The sequence below is a fragment of the Streptomyces sp. NPDC045021 genome, assembly GCF_056432645.1.
Window position 1 is genome coordinate 98,945 of sequence record NZ_JBWKIQ010000010.1, and the last position, 25,537, is coordinate 124,481.

The following is a 25,537-nucleotide window of genomic DNA, read 5'->3' on the forward strand; positions in this document are numbered from 1 at the left end:
AATCCCGCCTGTCCACGGACGGCACGCTGTGGGTCGCCTACCCGGATCGCGACGGCCGGCTCCTGGAAGGTGTTCTGCCAGACGGATCCACCGGACCCATCACCCAAAACTGCGGGGCCTCGGACTGCTCTGGCTGGACCAGGAAGCCGGGACGGCTGGCCTGGCGGAACCAGGGCGTCCTGAGGGCCAACGACGTGCCGTCACCCCGCACCCGGCGTGATGGGAGACGGGGTAGTCCGCCGCCTGGATCTCTCCGCTGGCGAGGGAGACGGGTCAGCGGCGGTCGCCGAGGAGGTCGCTGGCGCGTTCGTCGAGTTCGGCGGCGCATCGCAGCCCGCGGGTGCGGAAGCGGGACAGGTGCCGGCGCATGTTGCCCAGCGCCTTGCGGGTCCGCCCCGACCGCACCCCGTCCATATGGTCCATCGCCCGGCCCCAGGTGGTGCACGCCTGCTCGACACTGCCCTCGGCGGCCTGCGTCTCGGCCTGCGCGACCAGGTCCAGGGCGACGATCCGCGCGTAGGTGCCTGGCGGCCGGCTCGATGCCGCCGCCCCGTACATCGCCGCGGCCCGACGGCGGTCGCCGAGCGTCTCGAAGACCTTCGCCGTCCGGCTGTGAACGGTGGCGGCGGGCGGCCCCCACACAGCGCCCAGAACGGCACCTCATCGCCTTTCGCCGCACCCAGGGCTGTGCGGGCGCGCTCGACCTCCCGGACGGCCTGCGGGCGCTGGCCCGCTTTGGCGAGCGCGTGGGCGTGGGTGACGGCGAACAGCGCCTCGGTCTGGGTGTCGACCCGCCCGTGGACCTTGTCGACGGCGGACGCGGCCAAGGCCAGGCAGTGCTGCGGGCGGTGCAGCTTCATGCCCTGCTGGGACATGGTCCTCATGACGAACGCATCGTGTCCGGCGATCTGGGACTCGTGGGCCAGGGCGTACGACTGGAGGCTCCAGCTGCCAGAAGTCCCTCATCCGCTTCCACCACAGCCGACGCACGCCGTCCACCAGCGCGGATGCCTCCAGCGGCACCACGGACCGGTAGCCGCGCACGAACGCCGACACCCGAGCGAAGTCGAACACTCCGTCCATGCCGAATTGCACCTGGGCGGTCCGCACGACCTCTTCGGCGTACGGACGGACGCCGACACGGTCCCAGTCGAGGACGGCGGCCAGTTCCCCGTCCTTCCACAGCACGTTCCGGTACTGGACATCACCGTGTGTCCACCCGTACCGGCCCACAGGGACCGCGTCCTGCGGTCGACGATCGGCATGCTTGCCGATCAGCACGCGCCGCTGCTCCAGAGCGGCCAAGGCTGCCGCGTCGAACGCGCTGCCAGTGCCTTTGCTTTCCACCGCTGCGGACAGCCCCTCCGACCCCTCCACCGCCTGCTCCGGCGTCGTCACGCCGGCGGTCAGCATTTCGGGCACGGCAGGCAGCAGATCCCGATCGCAGGCCCGACCAAGCCCCTCGTGCAGGCGCCCCAGGTACGCGCCCAAAGAGGTGACCTGGGGCAGGCCAAGGTCGACACCACGGATGTGGGTGCCGGCCGCCCACGGAAACAGGCACCAGACACCACCGCCGACCTCGGCCACCAGAGACCCGGAGCCGGTGGCCACAGGAGCACTGGCAGGAACACCAGCGGCAGCCAGCCAAGCGAGCACCCCGAGGTTGCGCCTCAGCCGATCAAGCGGCACGTCAGTGACCCGCTTGAGCGCGAACACTCCGGCCGGCGTGTCCACCTTCCAGTTCGCATTCATCAGCCCATCGGCAAGGTACCGGCGCTCCGCACGCAAATGCTCGGCCGTCGTCGTCCAGATCGGCACCGGTTACCACCGCCCCTGGGTCGACCGTCACCGTGGACCGATGATCTGGCTCCGTAAGGCCGACCGTGGCCGTGAATAGTGCGCCAACCTCCTCGAACGTCAGACCCTCGACGAAGCGGACGCATCCCCGTGATCGACCTCCCTGGCAGCTTCCTGGCCCTGCTACGGATCGTGGGGTGACGCTCCAGCATCAGCGGTCGCCCGCGCAGGTGCGCCACCATCCGCCGGCGACCCTGCGGTAATATCCGGCCAGGTCGGCCTTGGTTATGCCGTCGTCCGGAAACAGCACCTTCTCCGGCCAGCCGATCTCGATGGTGCGGCCGCCAACCCGGATGCACTTCGTCGTGGTCACCATGTCTCTCGACCAGTTGTTCGCGGACCACGTCCCGGGCCGGCTTGTCGTCGCGCAAGCCCAGGTAGCGGGGGCGGCGCAGCAGGCCGGCGCGGGTCCATTCGGTGAAGCCGATCTGCGCGACCAGCTCCGGACGCACCCAGTGCGCGGCCCGCTCCCGGATCTCGTCCACGAAGGGCGAGCGCTGTTGTTCCAGGCCGTCGAGCCGGTGACGGAGGCTGCGCAGGGTGGCGGTGTCGAAGCCGGTGCCGACCTTACCCGCGTAGTTCAGGCGGCGGTCCTGGTAGTAGCCGAGCAGCAGGGCACCGAAACCGACCCGGCTGCCGGCGGGTTCGGTGAAGGCACCGATCACGAACCCCGCGGCTGGTCGCAGCAGGCACTGCTGCCTGGTCGGCAGGCGCTCGAGCAGTCCGCTCCTCGGCCGGCTCCGTCCGGACCGGTGGCCTCGGCGACCCCCTTGAGCGTGTGCCCGGTACGGGTCGAGCGGGCTCGCCGGGGCCGTGATCTCCCCGACCGCCGGTGCTCCGCACCGATCGGACACCCCGGACCGTCGACAAGGAGGTTCCGGGCGCATTCGTGCTCAGGCTTTGCCGAGCCTGACGCATCCTCGGGCGCAAGGAAGGACTCGCTGTTCGGCTTGGGAGTGCACGCGCCACCCAGGGCCCGGTAGACGTCGAGCGCCGTCTCCTTCGTTCCGCCGTTCGGGTAGACCATCACGTATTCGTCCGACGTCAAGATGGACCCACCCTTTCCGACTTGCTCACTGGACGTCGCCAACAGTTCGTGGAGAGCCAGCGGTCTCTTCTACCGAAATGACGGCGGTTCCGGCACCGGTGCCGGCTTCGGTGAGGGCTTCGGCGCCTGAGGATCGGCCGGAAACGGATGCGTCGGTGGAGCAGGATGCGGTTCTGGATCCGACGGGTCCTGTGGGAACGGACGGGTCGGTGGCCCGGTCTGCACGTCGGTCATGGGCGTCCACCCATCGGTACGACACACGAGTTACATCCAGTGTGACACTGCCCGCTCGCGGCGGCAGGAATCCCCGCTGCAACGGATCGTTCCGTTTGCCGAGAACGGTGCCATGGGTTGCGCTTGAGGTGTTGATGCGGGCACGGAGTGTATCCATGAGAGGGCAGCGTCATGGCTGAGAAGAAGATCATCGCGGTATTCGGCGCGACCGGTTCGCAGGGTGGGTCTCTGGCGAGGGCGATCCTCGCGAGCACGAACAGCGAGTTCGCGGTCCGCGCCGTCACCCGGAATCCCGGCTCGGACCGTGCCCGCGAACTGGCGGGTCTCGGCGCCGAGGTGGTCCAGGCCGACATGGACGACGACGCGAGCCTCGGTCCGGCGTTCGAGGGCGCGTATGGCGCGTATCTGGTGACCAACTTCTGGGAGCACATGTCCGCCGAACGGGAGAAGGCCCAGGCGGCTGCCCTCGCCCGGGCCGCCGGACACGCCGGGGTGCAGCACGCGATCTGGTCGACGCTGGACGACACCCGCGAGTGCATCCCACTCGACGACACCCGGATGCCGACCCTCCAGGGCTCGTACAAAGTGCCCCACTTCGACGCGAAGGCGGAGGCCGACCACTACTTCACGGATGCGGGCGTACCGACAACTTTCCTGCGCACCACGTTCTTCTGGGAGAACCTGCTCGGCACCTTCGCCCCGCAGCACGCCGAGGACGGCCTCCTCCAGTTCTCCTTCCCGATGGGCACGAGCAGGCTCTCCGGCATCGCAGTCGAGGACATCGGCAAGACCGCGCTGGCCATCCTCAAGCGGGGCACCGACCTCATCGGCACCACTGTCAGCATCGCCGGCGAGCACGTGAGAATCGCTGACATGGCGGCGGCCATCACGGAGGCCACAGGTAGACCGGTGAAGTACCTTCCGATGAGCCCGGTCGCCTTCCGGGCGCTCGACTTCCCCGGCGCGGACGAGGTCGGGAACATGTTCCAGTACTACGCCGACTGCGAGGACCGCTTCACCGCAGCCCGCGACCTCGACGAAGTCCGTGCGCTCAATCCGGAACTACAGGACTTCGCCACCTGGCTCGCCGCCCACCGTGACGAACTGCGCACCGCCTGGACCTGAGCGCGGGCGCGGCCTTCTGTGATCGGCCGGCGCGGCTGTTCGGCACGTTGAGTCCGGCGGCATTTCGGTCGTCGTCCGTACGGACGGCGACCGCGACGCGGTGCTCGCGCTGATCGGCGAGGACCGCCTGATCGGCCAGCCCGAACCCAGCTCCACCTTGCTCCCCAGGCTCTGGGGCGGGCACCCTCCCGACGGCACCGACCAATGGGCGCCGCCCTCGACACCCCGCGCACCGACATCGCAGACGACCGGCCGGACAACTACGCGGCATGTCCTACACGACACCGCCGTCCCACTGGGCGGGCTTCATCCTGTGGCTGCATGCGGGTCGTGGCGTCCGCTCTGCTCGACGCTGCGCTGGTTGGCCTGGGAGTGCGGATGCGCACGCCTTCCCCCTCGCGACCGCCGTGTCGCTGCGCCCCGGGGGCCTGCCCGCGCGCAGCCGCCCGGCGACCCGGGGCGCTGGAGAACGGCGGCTTCTCCAGCCACACGACCTCTACCATTACCACCTCCACCTGCCGCGCCTCCCTGACGTGCCTGAGCCTCGCACCTACCCGATCGCTGACGTCCAGGCGGCCGAAGACCCGCCTGGCTGGCAACTGAGCCTGTGTGACACCGATGGCGCACTCATCGGGCAGGCGAGCTTCGGCGAGCCTGTCGACGGAAGGGGTGTACTACGTCCATCGACACCGCCCACCGCGGCTGCCGACTCAGCCGCAACCTCTTCACGCAAGGAAGCGACCTCCTCGCCGGCAACAGCGGCCACGAACTGATCGCCAACCTGGACGTAGACCCACCCCGCGAGGCGCAGACCGACCGCACTGCCGCCGCCCATGCCGACCGTCGACGGCCGGGCAGTCCAGCGCGGTAGCACTGGAGTGTGATGCGATGAAAGGAGCGGGGCCTCCCGCTCCTGCCGGGTGAGCAGGATGCCCGGCTCAGGTTGGGATCCGGCTTCGGAGAGGCACTCGGTGGATTCACGGTACGACGGTGTTCGCGGCCGGGTGGTACCGATGATCACCGCCCTGTTGGGGAGCACGGTCGTGACCTGTCGCTCACGCTTCCGCGTGCTGAGTGGCGCTGCCCGTCCTGTTGGGGTCAGTCATGTCGGCGGACTCGCGATTGTCGCTCACAGCCCGCCGGTACGCCGACGGGGGCATGCCCGTCCACCTTCGAACGGCACGCGTGAACGCGGCCGGGGTGGCGAAACCCACCCGCGCCGCGATGACCGTCACTGGCAATCCGGTCGGTTCCAGTTCTGCCAGCAGGGCCAGCGCCTCCTCTCGCTTTCCGGCCTCGACCAAAGCGGAGAAGGAGAACCCCTCCTCCTGGAGCCGCAACTGGAGTGTGCGCCGGCCGACCGCCATCGTCCGCGCCACGTCCGCGAGCCGGGGTGGGCCGACCGCTCCCGAACCCTCCTGCAGAACTGCCTGCACCTTCGACGACCATGACGTGCGGTTCAACGAGAGCTGCCGCTGCGCATAGGGAGCGAGCATCGCCAGCACCACCGGATCGGCGTGCCGCACCCGCGCGCGAAGCGCACCTACCCCGAACACGCAGGCATCCGTCGGCTGCCCGAACGCCACCGGGCCCAGCGCACGGTGGTATGCCTGAGGCCGCGCCGGCTCAGGCCTCCTCAGCAACACCCGGTCCGGCGCCACGCCCTCCCCGGCGAGCCGGCGAGCGATGGCACACAGCATCGCGAAACAGGCGTCCACGGTATCCGCGTGCGCCGCGCCACCGTCGAGGTCCCGCAGGCTCACCGAAACCGTAGTCGCCCCATTGCCGACAGGGCACCGTCGGACGACCAGCTCGTTATGGCCGATGAGGGGGTGGAAGCGCCCCAGGCTGTCCAACATCGCGCCAACGTCAGGACTGTTGGCGAGGATAGGTGCCAGCACTCCACCGAGGGCGGTGGTATCGGATGACGCCGCGAACGCCAGTCCGGGGTGCTCCAGGCCGCCCTGTCCCAGGGCCTCCCACAGCGGTACGAGCCAGTCCGCCCGCGCATGGTCATCCGCCGGAGAAACGTCCGGATCGGCACCCCGGGCGAGCGCGTACGCCCGCAGTTCCGTCTCCATCAGGGCGGTGCTGCCGGGGCTTTCGGCCTCCTCGGCTGCGGATGCGCGAGAAGACAACAAGGGTACGCCCACAGGAAAGCCCGCCTCCCGGTTCGACTGCGAAGTTGGCTGCATGGAACTCAAATCCCCGGCACGACCGGGTCTGACCTACGGTACCTACCCCTTGCTCGCGACAGTCACGGCGGTTGTGGTCTGGGCCGCGGTCACCCATCGTCTGGCGATATCGCGGGATGCCGTCCTCGCTCTGCTGACCATCGGCACCGTCGCCGCAGCCTTCACCGTGGAGCGCGTCAATCCGCTCCTGGACCGCTGGCGGATGACCCGCGACAGCCTGGTCGGCCGCGACCTGCCATTCATCGGCCTGGCCTTCGTGGTCGAGCAGGTCGCGACGATGGGCGTTTCCCTGGTCGCAGCCCGCTTCGTCCCGGACGGCGGCTTCGGACCGGTCGCCCGCCTGCCGCTCCTCGTCCAGGCCCTGGTCGTGCTGCTGGCCCTGGACCTGCTCTGGTACGGCTACCATCGGGCCGCGCACACCCTCCCGCGGCTGTGGCGGGCCCACGGAGTGCACCACGCGCCGTCCCAGCTCTACGTGCTCATGCACCCGGTCTTTCACCCGATCGACCTGCTGGTCTCCCGGTTCGTGATCTCCCTGCTGGTGTTCCGCTTCAGCGGCGCCGGCCCGGATGCCGCGTTCCTGGCCCTGGTGGTACTGAATCTTCAGCAGACGATCAGCCACGTGAACTCCGACATCCGCACCGGTCCGCTCAACTATCTCCTGATCGGCGCCGAGACCCACCGCTGGCACCACGGTGCGGGAGAGCGGGTCAACTACAGCTCGGTGCTTGCGGTCTGGGACATCGTCTTCCGCACCTTTGTGTACGAGCCCGACCGAGTGCCCGAACGTCTCGGGCTCGACGACCCCGCTTCCTACCCCGACCCACGCCGATTCCACGCCACCCTCGCCTGGCCGTTCCGCCGGGCACACACCGTGAGACCCATCCCGGCCGAGTAACCACCCCGTTTCGGCGCCCCGGGCTCTCTCGACGACGTGGCCTGTGTGACGGCCGGGTTGGTTGCGCCCGGCGTACACACCGGAACTGGCAGTGGTTCCCGGCGGGCGGTGTAGCGGTATCGGCATGAGCCTGGGGCGGGCTGCGGCTGAACGGTGTACTTCTTGTGCGGGCCTGCCCCGACCGGGATCGTGCCGGCCGGGCAACCGCCTCCCGGAGTGGCGCCTGTTGTGATGCCGACTGGCTTCGATGTGGTGGGAGGCGCCGGGTTGCCGGTGCCCTTGACCCCGGTGGTACCGCCTGAGCAGGCCGTCATCGCCAGGAGCAAGGTGGTCGTTGCGGGTACCGCACTACGGACGTTCACAGATCCCCCCGAGGTGAACCGCGTGGTGGCGCCAGAGCGACAGTAGCGCCCTGCCGGTCTTCCGGAGGGGCTCTGGGCGGCGCCCACCCCATGGGGGGTGGACCAAGGGCCGGCCGCGGGAGGGGTCGCGCCTTCGTCGGCGTGCGAAAGCGGGACGAAGGCGCGACGTACGAGACCTCCTCGGGGTGCGGCCTCGCCTCCTCGCGCTACGGAACGTCCGCGACGTTGGCATGCGCAGGACGCCCGTCTGGGGTGATGGGGGTTCTCAACCTCCTGACGAGGGAGTGCGAACCCTTGTGAGCTTTCGTGACCAGGGCGGCCGCCGGCGGGCAGGGCCCTTCCGGCAACGGGCCGCCAGCGCGGGTTGACCCGCCGAAGCCTGGGGTCGCGGACGCCGGGCCTCTGGCGGGGGGGGGAGTCAGCCAGCGCTCCCGCCCCGCTCTTCGTCCGACCGTTTCAGATGGTCTGGCCCGATTGTTGACCTGTGGACAAGCGCAGCGCGGCCCGTACGTGGAAGGCCTCACGCTCGGGCATGTGCTCTTCTGCTCGCCGAGCGTGGGCACGGAACTGCGCGGCGTCTGACGCGGTGGCCGCGTCCTCCCACGCTCCGGCGCTGGCCTTGATCTCGGCCAGCATCTCGGCCATGGGCTGCTTCACCTGCGCCGACCAGGTCCGTGCCGACAGCTGGTGCTCCGTGTCGTGCAAGGCATTGGCCATGCGAGCGGCGTAGTCGCGGCAGGCCACGAGGTCCTTGACCGCCTCGGTATCGGGGCGCTTGGCATCCATCGCGTCCATGGGGGCTGCGGCCTGGAGATATGTCACCTGGTCGGAGGTCAGATTCGTGGCGTCGGACCGCAGGGGCCGGGTCAGCTGGGCCGCATCGGTGGCGAGGAAGCACACGACCTGCCGGTCCCCGGCCACCCAACTGTTGTTCGATGGCATGTAGTAGTAGGTACCCACCGAGTCCGGGAGCGCCCAGGTGTCCATGGCGTAGCCGTCCACCAATTTGCCGCACTTGTCCTCGGACGCCGCGGTGATGGTGGAGTCGCCCGGGTAGGACGAGCCTTTGTCATGCTCGAACTGCCAGATACCCGCGACCTCGGCGTCGTGCGCGTCCGTGCACGGCACGGGCGTCGCCGGATTCGTTGACGTCGAGCGCGACGCCGAGCCGGGTTGGAGCTTGCGCAGGTCGTCGTTGTGCAGGTTGAAGCACTGCCCGACCTTCATCCCTGCCAGGTCGTCGGTGGTGGTGCTGTTCCGCTGGTGGTCCGCCCCGGCCCAGCCGCCGGCGGTCAGGCCCACCACGACCAGGGCCACCCGCACCGAGTCGATGGTGATCCCCGCGATCGCGAGCCCTCGGCCCCGCTCGCTGTTCCGGCGGATCTTGGACAGCGCAACCAGACCGGTGATGAGCCCCACCGGGGGAAAGCACACCAACCCCAGCACCAACGAGGCGATGGCGACGCCGTTGGTCTTCGCCGGCAGGGCGAATGGCACCGGTGCCCATTGCTGGGGATACGGGTAGGTCACAGGCCCCGTGCGGTGCGGATCCTGCGGTTCAGGAGCCCGGGACGGTGCGGGCAGATCGTTGGCGTTCACGGTGGTGCTGGTCTCCTCGATGAAACATGGCTGCCCAACAAGCGGGTGCCCGCAGGCTGCTGCGGTGAGCACCCGCGCATAATCGCACCGGCCGCCCGCCTGGTGCGGCGGTCCTTGCGAAGGCCGTCGCACGGGCGGCAGACAGGTGGCGCTGCGAACCCGTGGCCGGCAGCGGCACCGCCACAGCGGTGTGACGTATGGAATGCCGGTCAGCGGTTCAGCGGTGCTGACGGCCTCGGCAGCGCGCGTCAGGACGCCGGCTCAGCCCGCGAGCAGGAGCACTCCGGCGATCGACGCGGGCATGACCGGAGAGGACCCGGTCTCCGCATGAATCCGTATCACTGTGAAACCTCAAGTGTTGTCGAGATGGCGGAGAACGCCCAGAAGGTCGACCGTAGTGGCCTGTGGGGATGCTGTGACAGGGGTCTCGGGCCCCAATGAATGAGAGGTGTTTCTCATCAGATCTGTACAACCAAGTGCTGATGCCGTCACCAGGTGCGGGACACCAACTCCAGCAAGGTCTCACACGACCGAAGAATGATGCCCAGGATGACGGAGCGTCACCAGCGCACGGCAAGCACTATCCACTTCACGGAATTCGTGCCTGAACCGAATCAGACCGTCAAAGCCATCCGGGACGGCCTGCGCTGCGCGCCCGCCGTCCCGATCCCGCCCGCCGCGCCCGCACTTGGCGTCTCCATGATCAACAGATCCGCCCTTCATTGGACACTCCCTGGCCCGGCGGGCGTCGGAACGGAAGGCAGTCCCCCGCTTCCCGCTCGCCGCAGCGCGACCCTTGCCACGCATGCGGAGCCGGTTCGCAACGGTTGCGGAGTCGCGCGGCCGTCGCCGACCGTCATCGGCCAACGGCGACGGTGATTGCTGCGACTGGAAGCGGGACTCCTTGAGATTGTCATCGAGGCCGGCTGGCGCAGCGCAGTTACGATCACCATGGAATGTCACCTTGTTGTCGCAGGTGACACCGTGTACGTGCGGCTGGAGGTGTAGAACTCCAGCGCGGCGTGGCCCTGTTCGCGTGGTCCGTGGCTGGAGGCCTTGGCGCCGCCGAACGGGAGGTGGAAGTCGACGCCGCTGGATGGGGCGTTGATGCGGATCATTCCGGTGTCGATCCGGTCGAGTCCGTGCAGCACCATGTCCAGGTCCCTCGTGTGGACCGAGGTGACCAGGCCGTACGGGACCGAGTTGGTGATCCGTACCGCGTGGGCCAGGTCGTCGGCGGGCAGCAGGGCCGCGACCGGGCCGAAGACTTCCTCGCGCAACAGGCGGTGCCCTGGGGACACTTTCTCGACCAGCGTCGGAGCCGCGTACCAGCCGGGAAGCCCGGGCACGGTACCTCCCGCGAGCACGGAGAGCCCGCTCCAGGAAGTGCTGACCTGCTCGCGAGCATGCTCGTTGATGAGCGGCCCGCATACGGTGACCGGGTCGGTCGGGTCCCCCACCACCACGGCGCGCAGCGCCTCGGTGAGCGCTTCCCGTAGGGGATCGAGGGCCGCTCCGACCGCGATCACCCGGCTGGTCGCGGTGCACTTCTGGCCCGCGTATCCGGCGATCGCGGCGGCGATGTGGGCCGCCGCCTGCGCGATGTCGGCGCCCGGCAGAACGATCGCCGCGTTGAGGCCGCCCATCTCCGCCTGGATGGGAGTGCCCAGGACCGTGGCGGTGCGCGCGACCGCATTGCCCACGGTCGTCGAACCGGTGAAGGAGACGACGTCGGCGGTGGAGACGAGAGCGTTGCCCTCGGACGCCCCGCCGGACAGTACGGTGAACACCCCTGCTGGCACTGCCCGTTCGACTATCGCGGCGAGCCGCTGGGCGCAGGCCGTCGCCTCGGGCGCCGGCTTGAGGACGACTGCATTGCCCGCGGCGAGCGCCGGGGCGGCCTTCCAGCTCGGGATGGCGAAGGGGAAGTTCCAGGGCGTGATGAGCCCGGCGACACCGTACGGGCGACGTCGGGTCAGGAGCATTCCCGGTCCGGCGGCGGTTTCGTGGACGGCACCGGTCGGCTCGTACGGAGCTTGGGCGTAGTAGCGCCAGATCGCGGCGGTGCGCGCGACTTCGGCCCGCGCCTCGGTGATCGGCTTGCCCACCTCGCGTACGGCGAGGTCGGCCAGCTCGTCCGCGGCGGCCTCGACGGCGGCAGCGACCGCGCTCAGCGCCGCCGAACGGGCGGCCGCGCCACCGGACAGCCAGCCGGGCTGCGCCGTCCGGGCCCGCTCCACGGCGTCCGCCGCGGCGAAGGCTCCGGGAGCCGGGATCTGAACGAGCACGTCGGAGGGGTCGGCCGGGTTGCGGGAGGTGATGAAGGGTACGGCGGCGGTCATGGGAGGAAACCTCCGGGAAAGGGGTCGTCCGGGTTGATGAAGTAGGGGGCGCCTGTGGATGGCGGCACCGCCGGTAGTGATCGGAACATGGGTGGGCAGACCGCCCACCTGGGTGGCGCCGGGTTTGGCCCGACGCCACCGGTGGTCACGCGTGTTGGCGTACCCACTGTGCGCACCGCGAGCACGGGAGACGTGCCGCCTGCGCGCGGCGGGTCTGTTCGGAGAAGGGCGGTCAGCGGTGACCGTTGGCGACGGCCTTCTCGGTAGCGGCCCGCACCCCGGCCTCGCTCTCCCCGGTGAGCGGGAAGCGCGGCGGACGGGTGGGGCCGCCACGACGGCCGGCGATGTCCATGGACAGCTTGATGGACTGGACGAACTCGGTCTTCGAGTCCCAGCGCAGCAGCGAGTGAAGAGACCTGTAGAGCGGGAGGGCCGTTTCCAGGTCGCCTGCGACGGCGGCGTGGTACAGCTCGGCGCAGCTGGCGGGAAAGGCGTTGGGGTATCCGGCGATCCAGCCCACCGCCCCGGCCAGGGCGAGTTCGAGGAGCACGTCGTCCGCACCGATCAGCAGGTCGAGTTCCGGGGCGAGTTCGGCGAGTTCGTACGCCCTGCGCACATCGCCGGTGAACTCCTTCACCGCGACGATGCTGCCCTCCTGGTGCAGCGCCGCCAGCACCGCCGCAGACAGGTCGACCTTCGTGTCGATGGGGTTGTTGTACGCGACGACCGGCACCCCGGCCCTCGCGACCTCGGCGTAATGGACGCGGACGGTCTGCTCCTCGGCGCGGTAGGCGTTCGGCGGGAGGAGCAGGACCGAGCCACAGCCGGCCTCGCCCGCCTGCTCGGCCCAGCGGCGGGCCTCCGCGCTGCCGTATGCGGCGACTCCGGGCATCACCCGCGCTCCGTCGCCGGCCGCCTCGACGGCGGTGCGGACCACCCGGGCCCGCTCCTCGTCGGTGAGGGTCTGGTACTCCCCCAGAGAGCCGTTCGGCACGACGCCGTCGCAGCCGTTGTCGATCAGCCAGCGGACGTGCTCGGCGTACGCGTCGTAGTCGACGGACAGATCGTCGCGGAGCGGGAGCGCTGTGGCGACCATGATGCCGCGCCAGGGGCGGCTGTTGTTCCAGGTGGTGGAGGTCATTGCCGGTGAACCCTTCTATAAGGTGTGACATTTTATTGATGGGTGGGTGCCCGCAGGGACAGGGCAGCACACAGGTCAGTTGTCGTCGACCGCGACGGAGCCGGGCGCGGCCTCAGAGGTTCAGTTGAGGGAACCGAGAACGGACAGCGGGACGGGCACGGCGAACGGGCGGCGTTCAGCCGGCGGTTCAACGGCACCGGCGGGGGCCGCCAGGCACGACACGGCCGCCCCGCACATCCGCCCTTGACACCAGCCCATGCCGGCTCGGGTGAGAAGTTTGACCGTGCGTGCGTCGCGCGCCCCCAGGTCGGCGACCGCATCGCGAATGGATCCCGCGGTCACTTCCTCGCACCGGCACACGTCCGTGTCGTCGGTCAGCCAGGACGTCCAGCCCGGCCCCGGCGCGTGGGTGGCAGCCATCACCTCGGCGAAGGCCCGCATCCGGTCACGGTCGCGCCGCAATCGCCGGACACGTCGGCTACGGGCGATCGCGGACTGCCCGGTCACTCGCGCTGCGATGGCGATTCCCGCCAGCTCGCCTTCGGCAAGGGCAAGTTGCGCGCCTGCGATGCCGCCGGCTTCTCCCGCCGCCCAGAGGCCGGGGACCGAGGTCCGCTGAAGGTCGTCCAGGACCAGGGCGGAGGTTCCGTCGGGCGCGGCGCGAGTCGTGCAGCCGAGAGTCGTGGCCAGTTCGATCTGCGGGACCAGCCCGTGGCCCACGGCCAGCGCATCGCACTCGATGCGGCGGCCCGACCCCGGTACGGGCCGCCAGTCCATGTCGAGGCGGGTGATGGTGACGGCCTCCACGCGGTCGGTGCCGTGCACCTCGGTGACCGCGCTGCGGGTACGCAGTCGCACCCCGTGCCGCAGCAGGGCCGCGCCATGGGTCACCGCCTCGAGCAGCTTTCGCGGATTGGTGGCGAGCGCCCGGGGACGGCGGGCGTATCCCAGGTAGTCGGATGCCTCGATCACGGCGGGGACCTGCGCGCCGGCAGCGGCCAGCGAGGACGCCACGGCGAGCAGCAGGGGACCGCTGCCCGCCACGACGACCCGCTTGCCGGGCAGCACCAGGCCGGACTTGAGCATGGCCTGCGCACCGCCGGCCCCGACGACGCCGGGCATCGTCCAGCCGGGGAAGGGCAGTTGCCGTTCGTATGCGCCGGTAGCCAGCAAAATCGCCCGGGCCTGTACCTGCGCCGGCCGCTCGTCGTTGCCGTCGGCTCCGGTGACCGCGTGCACCCGCCACAGGTCGCCGTCGTCCTTGGCCACGGTCCACACATGATGTCCGGCGAGATGGACGATGTCACCGGAACGCAGGCGTCGGCGCAGGTCGGCGAAGGCGGACCAGTCGTGGTGCAGGGCCTCGGGCCGCACCGCGCCGACGGCCGGTGCCGGATGCCGGTAGAACTGCCCGCCGGCCTGAGCAGCGGTGTCGAAAAGAGCGACGGACAGGCCGAGTTCGGATGCGGCGACGGCACCGGCGAGACCGGCGGAGCCCGCGCCGATCACCGCGAGGTCGTACGGTTCAGACAGTGACGCGGTCATGGCCGTGCCCCTCCTGGGTGGTGATCGCGTCCCCGGGGTGGGCGGGGACCAGGCAGGCCCTGCGATTGGGCTCCCCGTTGATGGTGGCGAGGCAGTCGTAGCACTGCCCGATGCCGCAGAACGCGCCGCGCGGCTGTCCGCCGGCCCGCGTGGTGCGCCAGGCGACGATGCCGGCCTGCCACAGCGCAGCCGCGACGGACTGCCCAGGCATGGCGGTGACCGAACGGCCGTCGAAGGTGATCTCGAACGACGAACCGGGTTGCGCTCCGACCAGGTCGGCGGGTGTGCGGGCCACTGCGGGCCTCCTCTCCTAGCAGATGGGGTCAGGCGGTGACTGAGAAACGTCCGGGATCGAAGGGGGCCATATTCAACGGCAGTTCACCGCCGGTCAGGGAGCGTGCGATGAGAAGTCCGGTGGCCGGAGCCAGCCCGATCCCGGCGCCTTCGTGGCCGCAGGCGTGCAGCAGACCCGGGACCCGCGGATCGGGGCCGATGGCGGGCAGATGGTCGGGCAGGTAGGGACGGAAACCCGCATACGTCCGGATCGCCCGCACCGTGGCGAGGACCGGGAACAACGCGGTGGCCTGCGCCGCGAGCCGCCGCACCACCTCCACCGACATGGTGCGGTCGAAGCCGACCCGCTCCCGGCTGGCGCCGATCAGGACCGGGCCCGCCGGGGTGCCCTCGACCACCGCAGAGGTCTGCAAAGCCGCCGAGCCGCTGGCGACATCGGCGACGTAGTCCGCCGCGTACACCTTGTGCCGCACCACGCGGGGCAGTGGTTCCGTGACGAGGACGAAGCCGCGACGGGGCAGGACGGGGAGCTCGACGCCGGCGAGCCGGGCGAATTCACCACCCCACGTGCCGGTCGCGTTGACCACGCACGGGGCATGGATGTCGCCGCCCGCCGTCCGAACCCCCCGCACCTCCCCCGATGCCCCGGTGAGCAGAGCGGTGACCTGTTCGCCGAGCTTGATCCGCACCCTCTCGCCGCCCGCCCGCAGCAGATGGGCGGCCGCCAGCGCCGGCATGACCTGGGCGTCCTGCGGGTAGAGGAAGCCGCCTGCCGGACCGGGGGCCAGATGCGGCTCCAGGTCGTTCAGCTGGTCTCCCGGGACCTCTTGCGCCTGCACGCCGGCCTTCTCCTGGCCGGCCGCGAAGGCGCGCAACGCGGCCATCCCGTCTTCATCGGAAGCCACGACGAGGCCGCCTTTGGGCTCGTACTCAATTCGCGGCGGGAGCAGTTCGGCCAGCTCTCGCCACAGCTCGCCGGAGAGCAGGGCAAGGTCGAGTTCGGGGCCGGGCTCCTTGTCGGAGACCAGCAGGTTGCCCTCCCCGGCACCCGTGGTGCCGCCCGCGACGGAGCCACGGTCGATCACGGTCACGGACAGGCCGGCGCGGGCGGCGTAGTAGGCACACGCCGCACCGACCACGCCCGCTCCGACGACGATGACGTCGGAGGAATCTCTCATCAGCACGACAGTAATATTTCACATTGCACAGGCGCGAACAAGAGGCTTCATGCGACTGGTCTCGGACGATCCGCCCGCGGAAGGGCCCGGGGACCCACGATGCCGACCGAACGCGGAGCCAGCAGACGTTCGACCATGCCTGCGGTGAGGACAACAGTGAGGAGCATCGCGATGGTGGAGAACTCCAGGTACGCGTCCGAACCGTGTGCGGAAACGGGGCCGACGGCCGACACCGATCGCGCTGCCTCGAAGAGCCCCTGCTGTCGTGCGGCCGAAGCTGCCCCCGGATCCTCACCAGCCGCGCCCGGTAACTCAGGGAACTCGGTGGCCCGTAGGGCTCGAGGCGGACGGTGTCCCCGTCCGCGTGGGCGGCGACGTGGCCGGAGGATGCATTGCCGACCTGCCGCTGCTGCGGCGGTGGGACCCTACGCGTGGGCGAGGCTGCCGAGGCCGGGCGCCGGGACGGAAGCATCGGTCGAGCCCGGAATCCGCAGCTCGAACCAGACGGTCTTCCCTTGGTGAGCCGGACGGACGCCACAGCGATGGGACAGTTCGTGGAGCAGCTGTATACCTCGACCGGATTCGTCCTCGGCGGTGGCCGCCTTGAGACAGGGGGCGGCCGGATGCGCATCGGTGACTTCGCAGCGCAGTGACCGGCCACGGACGGTCACATTGAGCAGGATCGGGCCGGCTCCGTAACGGACAGCGTTGGTCACCAGTTCGCTGACGAGCAGCTCGGCGGTTTCCGATTCCTCAAGAGGTTGTTCGACGAGGGCGTTGCGGATGAAGCTCCGGGCGGCGGCCACGGACGTGGGGTGGCGATCGAACCAGTGAGACCTGTTCTCACCTCGGTCCGGCCAGCGACTCAGCCCGATGAGCTGGAGCAGCCTGTAGGCCAGGCGGCCGTTCGGCGGACATCCCACTTCATTGATCGTCATGATCTGCCGCCCTTTCGCGATCCGGATGTCGTGGACATCTGTTGTCAGAGAACGCCTGTGGACACTGAGAGATCAACGCGTAAGGGCACCCATTAAGTGGTGGGAACGATGGGTATAGGCCGGCGGTAAGGGGGTTCCGGAGCGGTATCCGGGCCTGCACGGACGGTGGTGCGCATCAACTGGACGATGATCGTCAACGGTGTTCACGGCCCCCAGCCCATAACGCCGTGTGATGCACAGGTGAGAGCTCCCCGAGGCAGCTGCTGAGCGCGCACCATTTCCGCCAACCGAACTGCAAGCGGAACCTGCTCGGTGACAACTCCAGGCGGGACCCACCGGGACAGGCAGGCCCGCACAGCGATCGCCCGGATGATCCGGAGGCAAGCCTCCCACGCCGGCGCGATTCCCATGACGGGTGAGAGCTCCCCTCAACGAGCTGCCGACCCGCCGCCAGGCCTGGCCCGGATCACTCACCCCCCGGAGGCACCACCATGCGGTTTCACACCGGGACGCGACGCCCGCCCCCCGCAGCGCTCCTACTCGTCCTGTCCGCCCTGCTCGCATCGCTTTGCCTGGTCATCGCCCCCGCCACCCCCGCCCATGCGTTCAACGGGAGCACCTCCACCTGTGCCCTCCAGGGGACGACCGGCTACACCGACGAGGGCCAGCAAACGGACTACAACCGTTTCCAGAACCCGGTCGGCACCAAGCACGTGGCCGTGATCTACGTGGACTTCCCCGACGCCGGCGGCACTGCCCTCCCCCTCAGTCCGTACTTCAACCAGCTGTCCGGAGCCGCCAACTGGATGTGGAACGCCTCCAACGGCAAGACCTGGCTGGACCTGAAGGCCCCGTACGGCAACTGGGTGCACATGCCGAAGAACTCCACCGCCTACAACTGGGAGCGCGGATTCTCCTGGGCCACGCACCAGACCTACGTGAAGGACGCGCTCACCGGCGCCGCCGGCGCCGGCGTCGACCTCTCCCAGTACGACATGTTCTACGTCGTGCCGACCGGCACCGCGGCCGCGATCGGTCACTCCCCCACCTTCATCCAGGACGCCGCCGACCCGACCTGGGTCTGGAACCCGGGGTCGAACAGCTGGGTGGCGGTCCACTGGGCGGTGACCTTCGGCCAGGACATGTGGACCTGGGGCTACAAGGTCGCCGACCATGAGACCAGCCACACCTTCGGGCTGCCCGACCTCTACGCCTTCAACGGCGATCTGCACCAGTACGTCGGCGGCTGGGACCTCATGGGCAAGATCTCCGGCCCGGCCCCGCAGTACTTCGGCTGGGAGGCGTGGAAGTTCGGCTGGATCACCGACAGCCAGGTCTCCTGCCTGTCCACGGCAACCACCTACTCCGCCACCCTGAACGGGGTGGAGTACGGGGGCGCCGGCTACAAGCTGGCGGTGATCAAGACCAGCGCCACCACCGCCTACGTCGCCGAGTCCCGCAAGGCTGCCAACAACGACTCCAACGCCTGCGCCACCGGCGTCCTCATCTACAAGGTCAACACCTCGACCGTCACCGGCAGCGGGCCGATCCAGGTGGTGAGCAACCCCAACGCCGCCGCCCCCACCGGGACCTGCACCACGCTGGACATGCAGACCTGGAAACCCGGCCAGACGTTCCAGGACGACACCGCCCGCATCCGGATCTACGTGAACAGCTCCGACTCGTTCAACGACACCGTCTGGACCTACAAGTGGTGACCCGATAGCACGGGATGCCTCTGATCAACGGGCGGTGGGGGGGGGGGGGGGGGCCGGCCCCCCCCCCCCCCCCCCCCCCCCCGCGGGGCCCCCCCCCCCCCCCCCCCGCCGGCGGGCCGGGGGGGGGGGGGCGGGCGCGCCCCCCCCCCCCCCCCCCGCCCCGGCGTGCCGTCAAGCGTTCTCGGCAAGCGACCCGGCAGCTCCCGGGGCAGGGACCATAACGCGATGTTATGGGGATCCGAGAGCTCCCCGGCAGGACCAACCGCCTACACGCTTGTCCCCAATCATCTGTGAAATGTCACATGGTAAAGGGAGTCTGTTGTGAGAACACAACGAGTCTGGATGATCACGACGGCGGTCCTCGGGCTCGTCGCCGTGGCCGGTTGCGGGGGCACCGGCGGCAGCCAGGGTGGGCAGGGCAAGGCCGCGAGCAAGGGCGGCACGCTGCACGTGCTGTCCAGCATCGATCTGGAGCACCTCGACCCGGCCCGCAACTATGTCACCTCGTCCCAGGACGTGGGCCGGCTTGTCTACCGGACGCTGACGACGGTCGCGGCGGCACCCGGCCGGGCCGGGGGCACGATCGTGCCCGACCTGGCCACTGACAACGGGCGCCCCAGCGATGGGGCCAGGACCTGGACCTTCACTCTCAAGGCCGGGGTGAGATTCGAGGACGGACGGCCCATCACCAGCCAGGACATCAAGTACGGGGTCGAGCGCACGTTCGCAGCGGAACTGCCCGAAGGTCCGCCGTACGGCCGACTCTGGCTGACGGGCGGCACGGCGTACAAGGGCCCCTACAAGGACAAGCAGGGGCTCGCCTCGATCGAGTGCCCCGACGAGAAGACGATCGTCTTCAAGCTCAACCGGCCGGTGGCCGACTTCGGTTCGGCTGTGTCGATGCCCATGTTCGCCCCGGTGCCGAAAGACAAGGACACCGGCGCCCACTACGACTCCAGGCCATTCTCCTCCGGGCCTTACAAGATCGATGACTTCGAACCCAAGAAGCAACTCACCCTGGTCCGCAACACCCAGTGGAGTTCGGCCACCGACTCGGTGCGGAAGGGTCTCCCGGACAAGATCGTGATCGATCTCAACCTCGATCCGGCCGTGGTCGACCAGCGGCTCATCGCCGCAGGTGGCCAGGACGCCGACGCGGTCGCGCTCGAGCCGGTCGGCCCCGCCTCCGTCGGTCCCGTCATGGCCAACCCGGCAGTGCGTAGCCGACTGGTCATCGGCGAATCGATCAACACGCGCTTCCTCAGCATCAACACCCGGCACAAGCCACTCAACGACGTCCGGGTGCGGCAGGCGATCGCCTACGCGCTGGACAAGGACGCACTGCGCACCGCTCGGGGCGGCCCCATCGCAGGGGAGCTGGCCACCACCCTGCTGCCGCCATCGCTGCCCGGCGCCGTTTCCGAGGATCCCTACCCGAGCCCGGACGGGAAGGGGGATCCGGCCAAGGCCAAGGCGCTGCTCGCCGAGGCCGGCCACGCCTCGGGGCTGACCCTCACCCTCGACACCTCGGCGACGGCCACCGGCAAGACACAGGCCGAAGCGGTGCAGGCGTCGTTGGCCCGTGCCGGCATCACGGTGAAGATCAACGCGATCGGCTCGTCCGCGTACTACAGCACCGTGGGCAACACCGCCCAGGAGCACGACCTGGTGATCGACGGCTGGACGCCCGACTGGCCCGGCGCCTCCACCTACCTGCCGATTGTGTTCGACGGCCGACAGATCACCTCCGAGGGCAACAACAACCACTCGCAGTACAACTCCGCCGAGACCAACGCGCGGATCGACGAGATCGCCAAGCTGCGCGATCCGGTGGCCGCCGCGACGGCCTACGGCGAGCTGGCCAAGCAGATCATGCAGGACGCGCCGGTCGTGCCGTTCCTCTGGGACAAGGCGGCTGTCCTCGTGGGGCCCAACGTCGCCGGGGCGTACGGGCACACCGCCTACGTCGGACGTCTGGATCTGGTCTCCCTGGGGCTGCGCAAGTGACCACGACGCTCCCCACCTCCGTGCCGTCCGACAGGACACCCCGTGTCGGACGGCACCAGGTGTCCCGGCTGCGGCGGCTGCTGACGCAGCCGTCCGCGGCGGCCGCGCTCACCGTGGTCGTCGCACTCGTCCTGATCGCGCTTGCGGCCCCGCTGATCGCCTGGGCGGCCGGCACGTCGCCGACCGACTTCCACTCCGACGCGGTGGATCCCGCGCTCGGCGGCCTGCCGCGCGGGTCGGCGGGCGGGATCAGCACCACGCACTGGCTGGGAGTCGAGCCCGGCAGCGGCCGCGACATCCTCGCCCGTGTCGCGTACGGTGCGCGGGTCTCGCTGCTGATCGCCGTGCTCGCCACCGGTCTGTCGGTGGTCCTGGGAACGGCGCTGGGGTTGGCCGCCGGGTTCTTCGGCGGCTGGACCGACGCCCTCGTCGGCCGGCTGATGGACCTGCTCATGTCGTTCCCCGCCCTGATCTTCATGATCGCGCTGATCTCCGCGGCGCCCGGCGTGGACCGGCAGTTGCTCATGGTCGTCGTCCTCGGCTTCTTTGGCTGGCCGTACGTGGGGCGGATCGTCCGGGGGCAGGCGATGGTGCTGGCGCGCGGGGAGTTCGTGGCGGCCGCCCGGGTGCTCGGCGCCTCCCGGCGGGCGCTGCTGATGCGGGAGGTGCTGCCCAACCTGACCGGGCCGATCCTGGTCGTCGCGACCATGTCGATCCCCAGCTACATCGCCACCGAGGCGGGCCTGTCCTTCCTCGGTGTCGGCGTGGCCCCGCCGACCCCCTCATGGGGCCAGATGATCGCCTCCGCGGTGCCGTGGTACGCCGCCGACCCCGTCTACTTCCTGATCCCAGGCGCCGTCCTGTTCGTCACCGTGCTCGCCTTCAACGTGCTCGGTGACGCGGTACAGGACGCACTCGACCCCCGGAGCCGGCGACGATGATCCTCTATGTCCTCCGCAGACTGGCCGCAACGGCGACGATCCTGCTGGTGATCTGCGCCGCCACGTTCGCGATCTTCTACCTGATGCCCGCCGATCCAGCGCTGGGGGCCTGTGGCAAGGCGTGCAGCCCGGAGCGGATCGCGCAGATCCGCACCACGCTCGGCCTGGACCACCCGCTCCTCGTGCAGTTCCGTGACTACCTCGTCGGCATCGTGGCCGGACGGAGCTACGGCACCGGTGAACAGGCCGTGAACTGTCCTTTCCCCTGTCTGGGGTTCAGTTTCCAGACGGACGAACCAGTTTGGCAGCTGCTCACGCACCGGCTGCCGATCAGCGTGTCGATCGCGCTGGGTGCGGCCGTGCTGTGGCTGATCGTCGGCGTCACGGCGGGCGTGCTGTCCGCACTGCGCCGCGGCAGCCTGTGGGACCGGGCGGCGATGACGGCCGCGCTCGGTGGAGTCTCGTTGCCGATCTATTTCACCGCTCTGGTGCTGCAGTACCTGCTCGTCGTCAAGCTCGGGCTGCTGCCTTATCCGCAGGCGGTCCCGATCACCGCGGACCCGCTCGGCTGGGCGCAATCGATGCTCATGCCGTGGATCGCGCTGGCAATGCTCTACGCCGGGGTCTACGCCCGGATCACCCGCAGCGAGATGCTCAACAGCCTGAGTCAGAACTACGTTCGCACCGCCCGCGCCAAGGGCCTGCCCGAGCCGACCGTGATGCGCCGCCATGCCCTGCGACCGGCGCTGATGCCCATCGTGACGATCTTCGGAATGGACCTCGGCGCGCTGCTCGGCGGAGCACTCATCACCGAGTCCGTGTTCGGCCTGCCCGGCGTGGGCAAACTCGCGGCCGACGCGATCAACAGCGCGGACCAGCCGGTCATCCTCGGGGTGACCCTGTTCGCCGCGTGCTTCGTGGTGCTCGCCAACGTCGTCGTGGACCTGGTCTACGCGGCCCTCGACCCGAGAGTGAGGGCCGTGGGATGACGTTGCTGACCGTACGTGATCTGACCGTGGACTTCGGTTCCGGCGTACGCGCCGTGGACGGACTGGACCTGGATCTGGAGGCCGGCGCCGTGCTCGGCGTGGTCGGTGAGTCGGGCAGCGGAAAGTCCGTCACCAGCCTCGCGATCCTCGGTCTGTTGCCGGACGCCCGCGTCACCGGTGACATCCGCTTCGACGGACAGGACCTGACCGGAATGCACCGCCGGGCACTGCGCAGGCTGCGCGGCGACCGGATCGCGATGATCTTTCAGGACCCGCTGTCCTGCCTCAACCCCTACTACCCGGTGGCGTTCCAGATCGCGGAGGCGTACCGGGCGCACCGCGGGGCGGGCCGCCGCGAGGCGCACCGCGTGGCGGTGCGGATGCTCGACCGGGTCGGCATCCCCGAGCCCGAGCGACGTGCCCGCGCCTATCCGCACGAGTTCTCCGGCGGCATGCGGCAACGGGTGATGATCGCGATGGCGCTGTGCCTGGAGCCGGACCTGCTCATCGCGGACGAGCCGACCACCGCGCTCGATGTGACCGTACAGGCTCAGATCCTGGAACTGCTGCGGGAGCTACGGGAGCAGTCCGGCACCGCGATCATGCTCATCACCCATGACATGGGGGTGGTCGCCGGACTGGCCGACCAGGTCGTCGTGATGTACGGCGGCCGCGCGGTCGAGCGGGGCTCGGTCCGCGACGTGTTCTACCAGCCGCAGGACACCTACACCAAGGGTCTGCTCGCCTGCGTGCCACGCGTCGACGGGCCGCTGCCGCACCGTCTTCCCACGTTGCAGACACCGGTCGCAGCGCCGGTCGGAACACCGGAGGTGACGCCGTGAAGGCACCGCTGCTCGAAGTCGACGACCTTGTCAAGCACTTCCCGGTACGGCACGGCCTGACCCGGCGACTTGCCGGTCACGTCGCGGCGGTTGACGGTGTATCGCTGCGGGTGGAGGCCGGGGAGACACTCGGCGTGGTCGGCGAGTCCGGCTGCGGCAAATCGACGGTCGCCCGGCTGATCACACGTTTGATCGAGCCCACGTCCGGCACGATCCGCGTGGCCGGCCGGGACCTGGCCACGATGGACGAGACGGCTGTACGCCTGGCCCGCCGGGACCTCCAGATGATCTTCCAGGATCCGTTCTCCTCGCTGAACCCCCGCAAAACCGTGCGGCAGATCCTCACCGCCCCCTTCCGATACCAGGGGCTGACACCGGACGCACCGGTGGAGCACCTGCTGGAGCGGGTGGGGCTGCGGCCGGAGCACGCCGACCGCTATCCGCACGAGTTCTCCGGCGGTCAGGCCCAGCGCATCGGTATCGCCCGCGCCCTGGCGCTGCGGCCGAAGCTGGTGGTCTGCGACGAGCCGGTCTCCGCCCTCGACGTCTCGGTGCAGGCACAGATCCTCAACCTGCTCAAGGATCTCCAGGAGGATCACGGGCTCGCGTACGTGTTCATCGCGCACGACCTCGGTGCGGTCCGCCAGATCAGCACCCGCATCGCCGTCATGTACCTCGGCACCGTGGTGGAAACGGCCGACCGCGACACGTTGTTCGCCCGCGCCGCGCACCCCTACACCCATGCGCTGCTGTCGGCGGTACCGCTGCCCGACCCGGACGCCGAGCGATCCCGTGAGCGGATCGTGCTCGGCGGCGACCTGCCCAGTCCGCTCAACCCGCCCAGCGGCTGCCCGTTCCGGACCCGATGTTCCCAGGCGGACGAGCGCTGCAGCGCCGAGCGGCCGGCCCTGCGGTTGATCGCCCCGGGCCAGAAGGTCGCCTGCCACTACCCCGCGCCGCTCTCTGACGGAAGGACCCCATGAGCGACACCTATCGCCTGCCCGGGCTCGCGGTGACCGATCACGTCTTCACGGTTCCGCTCGATCACGCCGACCCCGCCGGCGCCTCGATCGAGGTGTTCGCACGGGAGGTGGCCGACCCGGCGCTGGCCGGGCAGCAGCTGCCGTGGCTGCTCTATCTGCAGGGCGGACCGGGAGGGAAGTCGCCGCGGCCGCTGAACGCCACGGCCGGCTGGCTCGGCCATGCGCTCAAGAGCCACCGGGTGCTGCTGATGGACCAGCGGGGTACCGGTCGCAGCACCCCGGTGACGGCCCGATCGGCCGGGCGGTTCTCCTCCGGCCGGGAGCTCGCCGACCACCTCGCCCTGTTCCGCGCCGACTCGATCGTCGCGGACGCGGAACTGATCAGGCATCGGTTGTGCGGCGGCGAGCAGTGGGAGACCCTCGGCCAGAGCTTCGGGGGCTTCATCACCCTCACCTACCTCTCGCAGGCCCCCGAAGGGTTGCGCGCCTGCTACATCACCGGCGGTCTGCCCGGACTGGACGTCACCGCCGACGCCGTGTACGCCGCGACCTATCCGCGGGTCAGAGACAAGGTGACCGCCTTCTACGACCGCTATCCCGGCGACCGTGAACTGGTCCGGCGGATCGCCGAACTCCTGGACGGCGGCAACGTCCAGCTTCCCGACGGCGACCTGCTCACCGTGCGGCGTCTGCGCACCCTCGGCCTGATGCTGGGCATGGGTGACGGCGCCGAACGCCTGCACTGGCTGCTGGACGAGGCGATCGGCCCCGACGGCGAGCTTTCGGCGACCTTCCTGTACCAGGTGATGAACCTGACCGCCTTCGCCGGCGACCCACTCTTCGTCGTGCTGCAGGAATCCATCTTCGGCCAGGGAGGCAAGCCCGCCGACTGGGCGGCCGCCCGCGTCATGGCGGGCTTCCCGGAGTTCGACGAGGACGCCGAACCGTTGCTGTTCACCGGCGAGATGGTCTACCCGTGGATGTTCGGGGAGATCGCCGCTCTGTGCCCCTTCGCGGAGGCGGTCGAGCTGTTCGCCGAACGGTCCGACTGGCCTGACCTCTACGACCTGGCGCGGCTGGCGGACAACCAGGTACCCGTGGCCGCGGTGATCTACCACGACGACATGTACGTGGACGCGGAACTGTCGCTGCAGACCGCGCGCTCGGTCGGCGCGTTGCGCGCCTGGGTCACCAACGAGTGGGAACACGACGGGGTCACCGCCTCCGGCGACCGTGTCCTGGCCCGCCTGATGGACATGGCGGCCGGACGCATCTGACGTCCGTCGCCACCGCAAGAAAGG

Annotated in this window: 20 protein-coding genes and 1 pseudogene; 9 read left to right on the forward strand and 12 right to left on the reverse strand. The window is 69.8% G+C overall.

Annotated elements, in window-relative coordinates; genetic code table 11:
- Positions 1–273: 273 nt before the first annotated feature.
- The 4 genes and pseudogenes from AC07DC_RS27655 to AC07DC_RS27670 all read right to left on the reverse strand — a co-directional run.
- Positions 274–642 carry a hypothetical protein gene (locus AC07DC_RS27655; RefSeq protein WP_478917198.1) on the reverse strand — a complete coding sequence of 123 codons (369 nt, stop codon included), beginning with the start codon at positions 640–642 and terminating at the stop codon, positions 274–276.
- 18 nt (positions 643–660) lie between these two features.
- The gene (locus AC07DC_RS27660; RefSeq protein WP_478917199.1) at positions 661–1,818 is read right to left on the reverse strand and encodes a phosphotransferase; all 1,158 of its coding nucleotides are present in this window, start codon (positions 1,816–1,818) and stop codon (positions 661–663) included.
- Positions 1,819–2,008: 190 nt separating this feature from the next.
- Positions 2,009–2,173, reverse strand: a complete 165-nt coding sequence (locus AC07DC_RS27665; RefSeq protein WP_478917446.1) for a hypothetical protein — start codon at positions 2,171–2,173, stop codon at positions 2,009–2,011.
- 13 nt (positions 2,174–2,186) lie between these two features.
- A pseudogene (locus tag AC07DC_RS27670) lies at positions 2,187–2,525 on the reverse strand (ATP dependent DNA ligase); the annotation flags it as partial.
- Positions 2,526–3,310: 785 nt separating this feature from the next.
- Here AC07DC_RS27670 and AC07DC_RS27675 point away from each other — a divergent pair.
- Positions 3,311–4,264, forward strand: coding sequence for an NmrA/HSCARG family protein (locus AC07DC_RS27675; RefSeq protein WP_478917200.1), 954 nt, complete (start codon positions 3,311–3,313; stop codon positions 4,262–4,264).
- Between the two features lie 1,055 nt (positions 4,265–5,319).
- Here the strand turns inward: AC07DC_RS27675 and AC07DC_RS27680 are convergent.
- On the reverse strand, positions 5,320–6,459 hold the full coding sequence (locus tag AC07DC_RS27680) for an AraC family transcriptional regulator (protein WP_478917201.1): 1,140 nt from the start codon (positions 6,457–6,459) through the stop codon (positions 5,320–5,322).
- A 49-nt stretch (positions 6,460–6,508) separates the two neighbouring features.
- Between AC07DC_RS27680 and AC07DC_RS27685 the strand changes: the two genes are divergently transcribed.
- The gene (locus tag AC07DC_RS27685; RefSeq protein ID WP_478917202.1) at positions 6,509–7,357 is read left to right on the forward strand and encodes a sterol desaturase family protein; all 849 of its coding nucleotides are present in this window, start codon (positions 6,509–6,511) and stop codon (positions 7,355–7,357) included.
- Positions 7,358–8,175: 818 nt separating this feature from the next.
- Here AC07DC_RS27685 and AC07DC_RS27690 read toward each other — a convergent pair.
- The 7 genes from AC07DC_RS27690 to AC07DC_RS27720 form a co-directional block, all read right to left on the reverse strand.
- A complete protein-coding gene (locus tag AC07DC_RS27690; protein ID WP_478917203.1) occupies positions 8,176–9,216 on the reverse strand; it encodes a DUF4190 domain-containing protein in 1,041 nt (346 codons plus the stop codon).
- A 1,061-nt stretch (positions 9,217–10,277) separates the two neighbouring features.
- Positions 10,278–11,660, reverse strand: a complete 1,383-nt coding sequence (locus AC07DC_RS27695) for an aldehyde dehydrogenase family protein (protein WP_478917204.1) — start codon at positions 11,658–11,660, stop codon at positions 10,278–10,280.
- A 232-nt stretch (positions 11,661–11,892) separates the two neighbouring features.
- Complete coding sequence (locus AC07DC_RS27700; protein WP_478917205.1) at positions 11,893–12,801, reverse strand: dihydrodipicolinate synthase family protein; 909 nt, start codon at positions 12,799–12,801, stop codon at positions 11,893–11,895.
- A gap of 120 nt (positions 12,802–12,921) precedes the next feature.
- Entirely contained in the window at positions 12,922–14,346 is a 1,425-nt protein-coding gene (locus AC07DC_RS27705) for an FAD-dependent oxidoreductase (RefSeq protein WP_478917206.1), read from the reverse strand.
- Positions 14,327–14,641 carry a (2Fe-2S)-binding protein gene (locus tag AC07DC_RS27710; protein ID WP_478917207.1) on the reverse strand — a complete coding sequence of 105 codons (315 nt, stop codon included), beginning with the start codon at positions 14,639–14,641 and terminating at the stop codon, positions 14,327–14,329. Before AC07DC_RS27710 ends, AC07DC_RS27705 begins: the two co-directional genes overlap by 20 nt.
- Before the next feature lie 28 nt (positions 14,642–14,669).
- Positions 14,670–15,818 carry an NAD(P)/FAD-dependent oxidoreductase gene (locus AC07DC_RS27715; RefSeq protein WP_478917208.1) on the reverse strand — a complete coding sequence of 383 codons (1,149 nt, stop codon included), beginning with the start codon at positions 15,816–15,818 and terminating at the stop codon, positions 14,670–14,672.
- A 425-nt stretch (positions 15,819–16,243) separates the two neighbouring features.
- Positions 16,244–16,624 carry an ATP-binding protein gene (locus AC07DC_RS27720; protein ID WP_478917209.1) on the reverse strand — a complete coding sequence of 127 codons (381 nt, stop codon included), beginning with the start codon at positions 16,622–16,624 and terminating at the stop codon, positions 16,244–16,246.
- A 623-nt stretch (positions 16,625–17,247) separates the two neighbouring features.
- Between AC07DC_RS27720 and AC07DC_RS27725 the strand changes: the two genes are divergently transcribed.
- From AC07DC_RS27725 to AC07DC_RS27755, 7 genes are all read left to right on the forward strand, one after another.
- Positions 17,248–18,474: a metallopeptidase domain-containing protein gene (locus tag AC07DC_RS27725; RefSeq protein ID WP_478917210.1), complete on the forward strand. Its 1,227-nt coding sequence runs from the start codon at positions 17,248–17,250 to the stop codon at positions 18,472–18,474.
- Positions 18,475–18,795: 321 nt separating this feature from the next.
- Positions 18,796–20,481, forward strand: a complete 1,686-nt coding sequence (locus AC07DC_RS27730; protein ID WP_478917211.1) for an ABC transporter substrate-binding protein — start codon at positions 18,796–18,798, stop codon at positions 20,479–20,481.
- Positions 20,478–21,422, forward strand: a complete 945-nt coding sequence (locus AC07DC_RS27735; RefSeq protein WP_478917212.1) for an ABC transporter permease — start codon at positions 20,478–20,480, stop codon at positions 21,420–21,422. Before AC07DC_RS27730 ends, AC07DC_RS27735 begins: the two co-directional genes overlap by 4 nt.
- On the forward strand, positions 21,419–22,411 hold the full coding sequence (locus AC07DC_RS27740) for an ABC transporter permease (protein ID WP_478917213.1): 993 nt from the start codon (positions 21,419–21,421) through the stop codon (positions 22,409–22,411). Before AC07DC_RS27735 ends, AC07DC_RS27740 begins: the two co-directional genes overlap by 4 nt.
- Positions 22,408–23,253 (forward strand): ABC transporter ATP-binding protein, encoded by an 846-nt coding sequence (locus tag AC07DC_RS27745; protein WP_478917214.1) that lies wholly within the window; start codon positions 22,408–22,410, stop codon positions 23,251–23,253. Before AC07DC_RS27740 ends, AC07DC_RS27745 begins: the two co-directional genes overlap by 4 nt.
- Positions 23,250–24,236 carry an ABC transporter ATP-binding protein gene (locus tag AC07DC_RS27750; protein WP_478917215.1) on the forward strand — a complete coding sequence of 329 codons (987 nt, stop codon included), beginning with the start codon at positions 23,250–23,252 and terminating at the stop codon, positions 24,234–24,236. The genes AC07DC_RS27745 and AC07DC_RS27750 overlap by 4 nt, the downstream gene beginning before the upstream one ends.
- Positions 24,233–25,513 (forward strand): alpha/beta fold hydrolase, encoded by a 1,281-nt coding sequence (locus AC07DC_RS27755; protein WP_478917216.1) that lies wholly within the window; start codon positions 24,233–24,235, stop codon positions 25,511–25,513. The genes AC07DC_RS27750 and AC07DC_RS27755 overlap by 4 nt, the downstream gene beginning before the upstream one ends.
- The last annotated feature ends 24 nt before the right edge of the window (positions 25,514–25,537 follow it).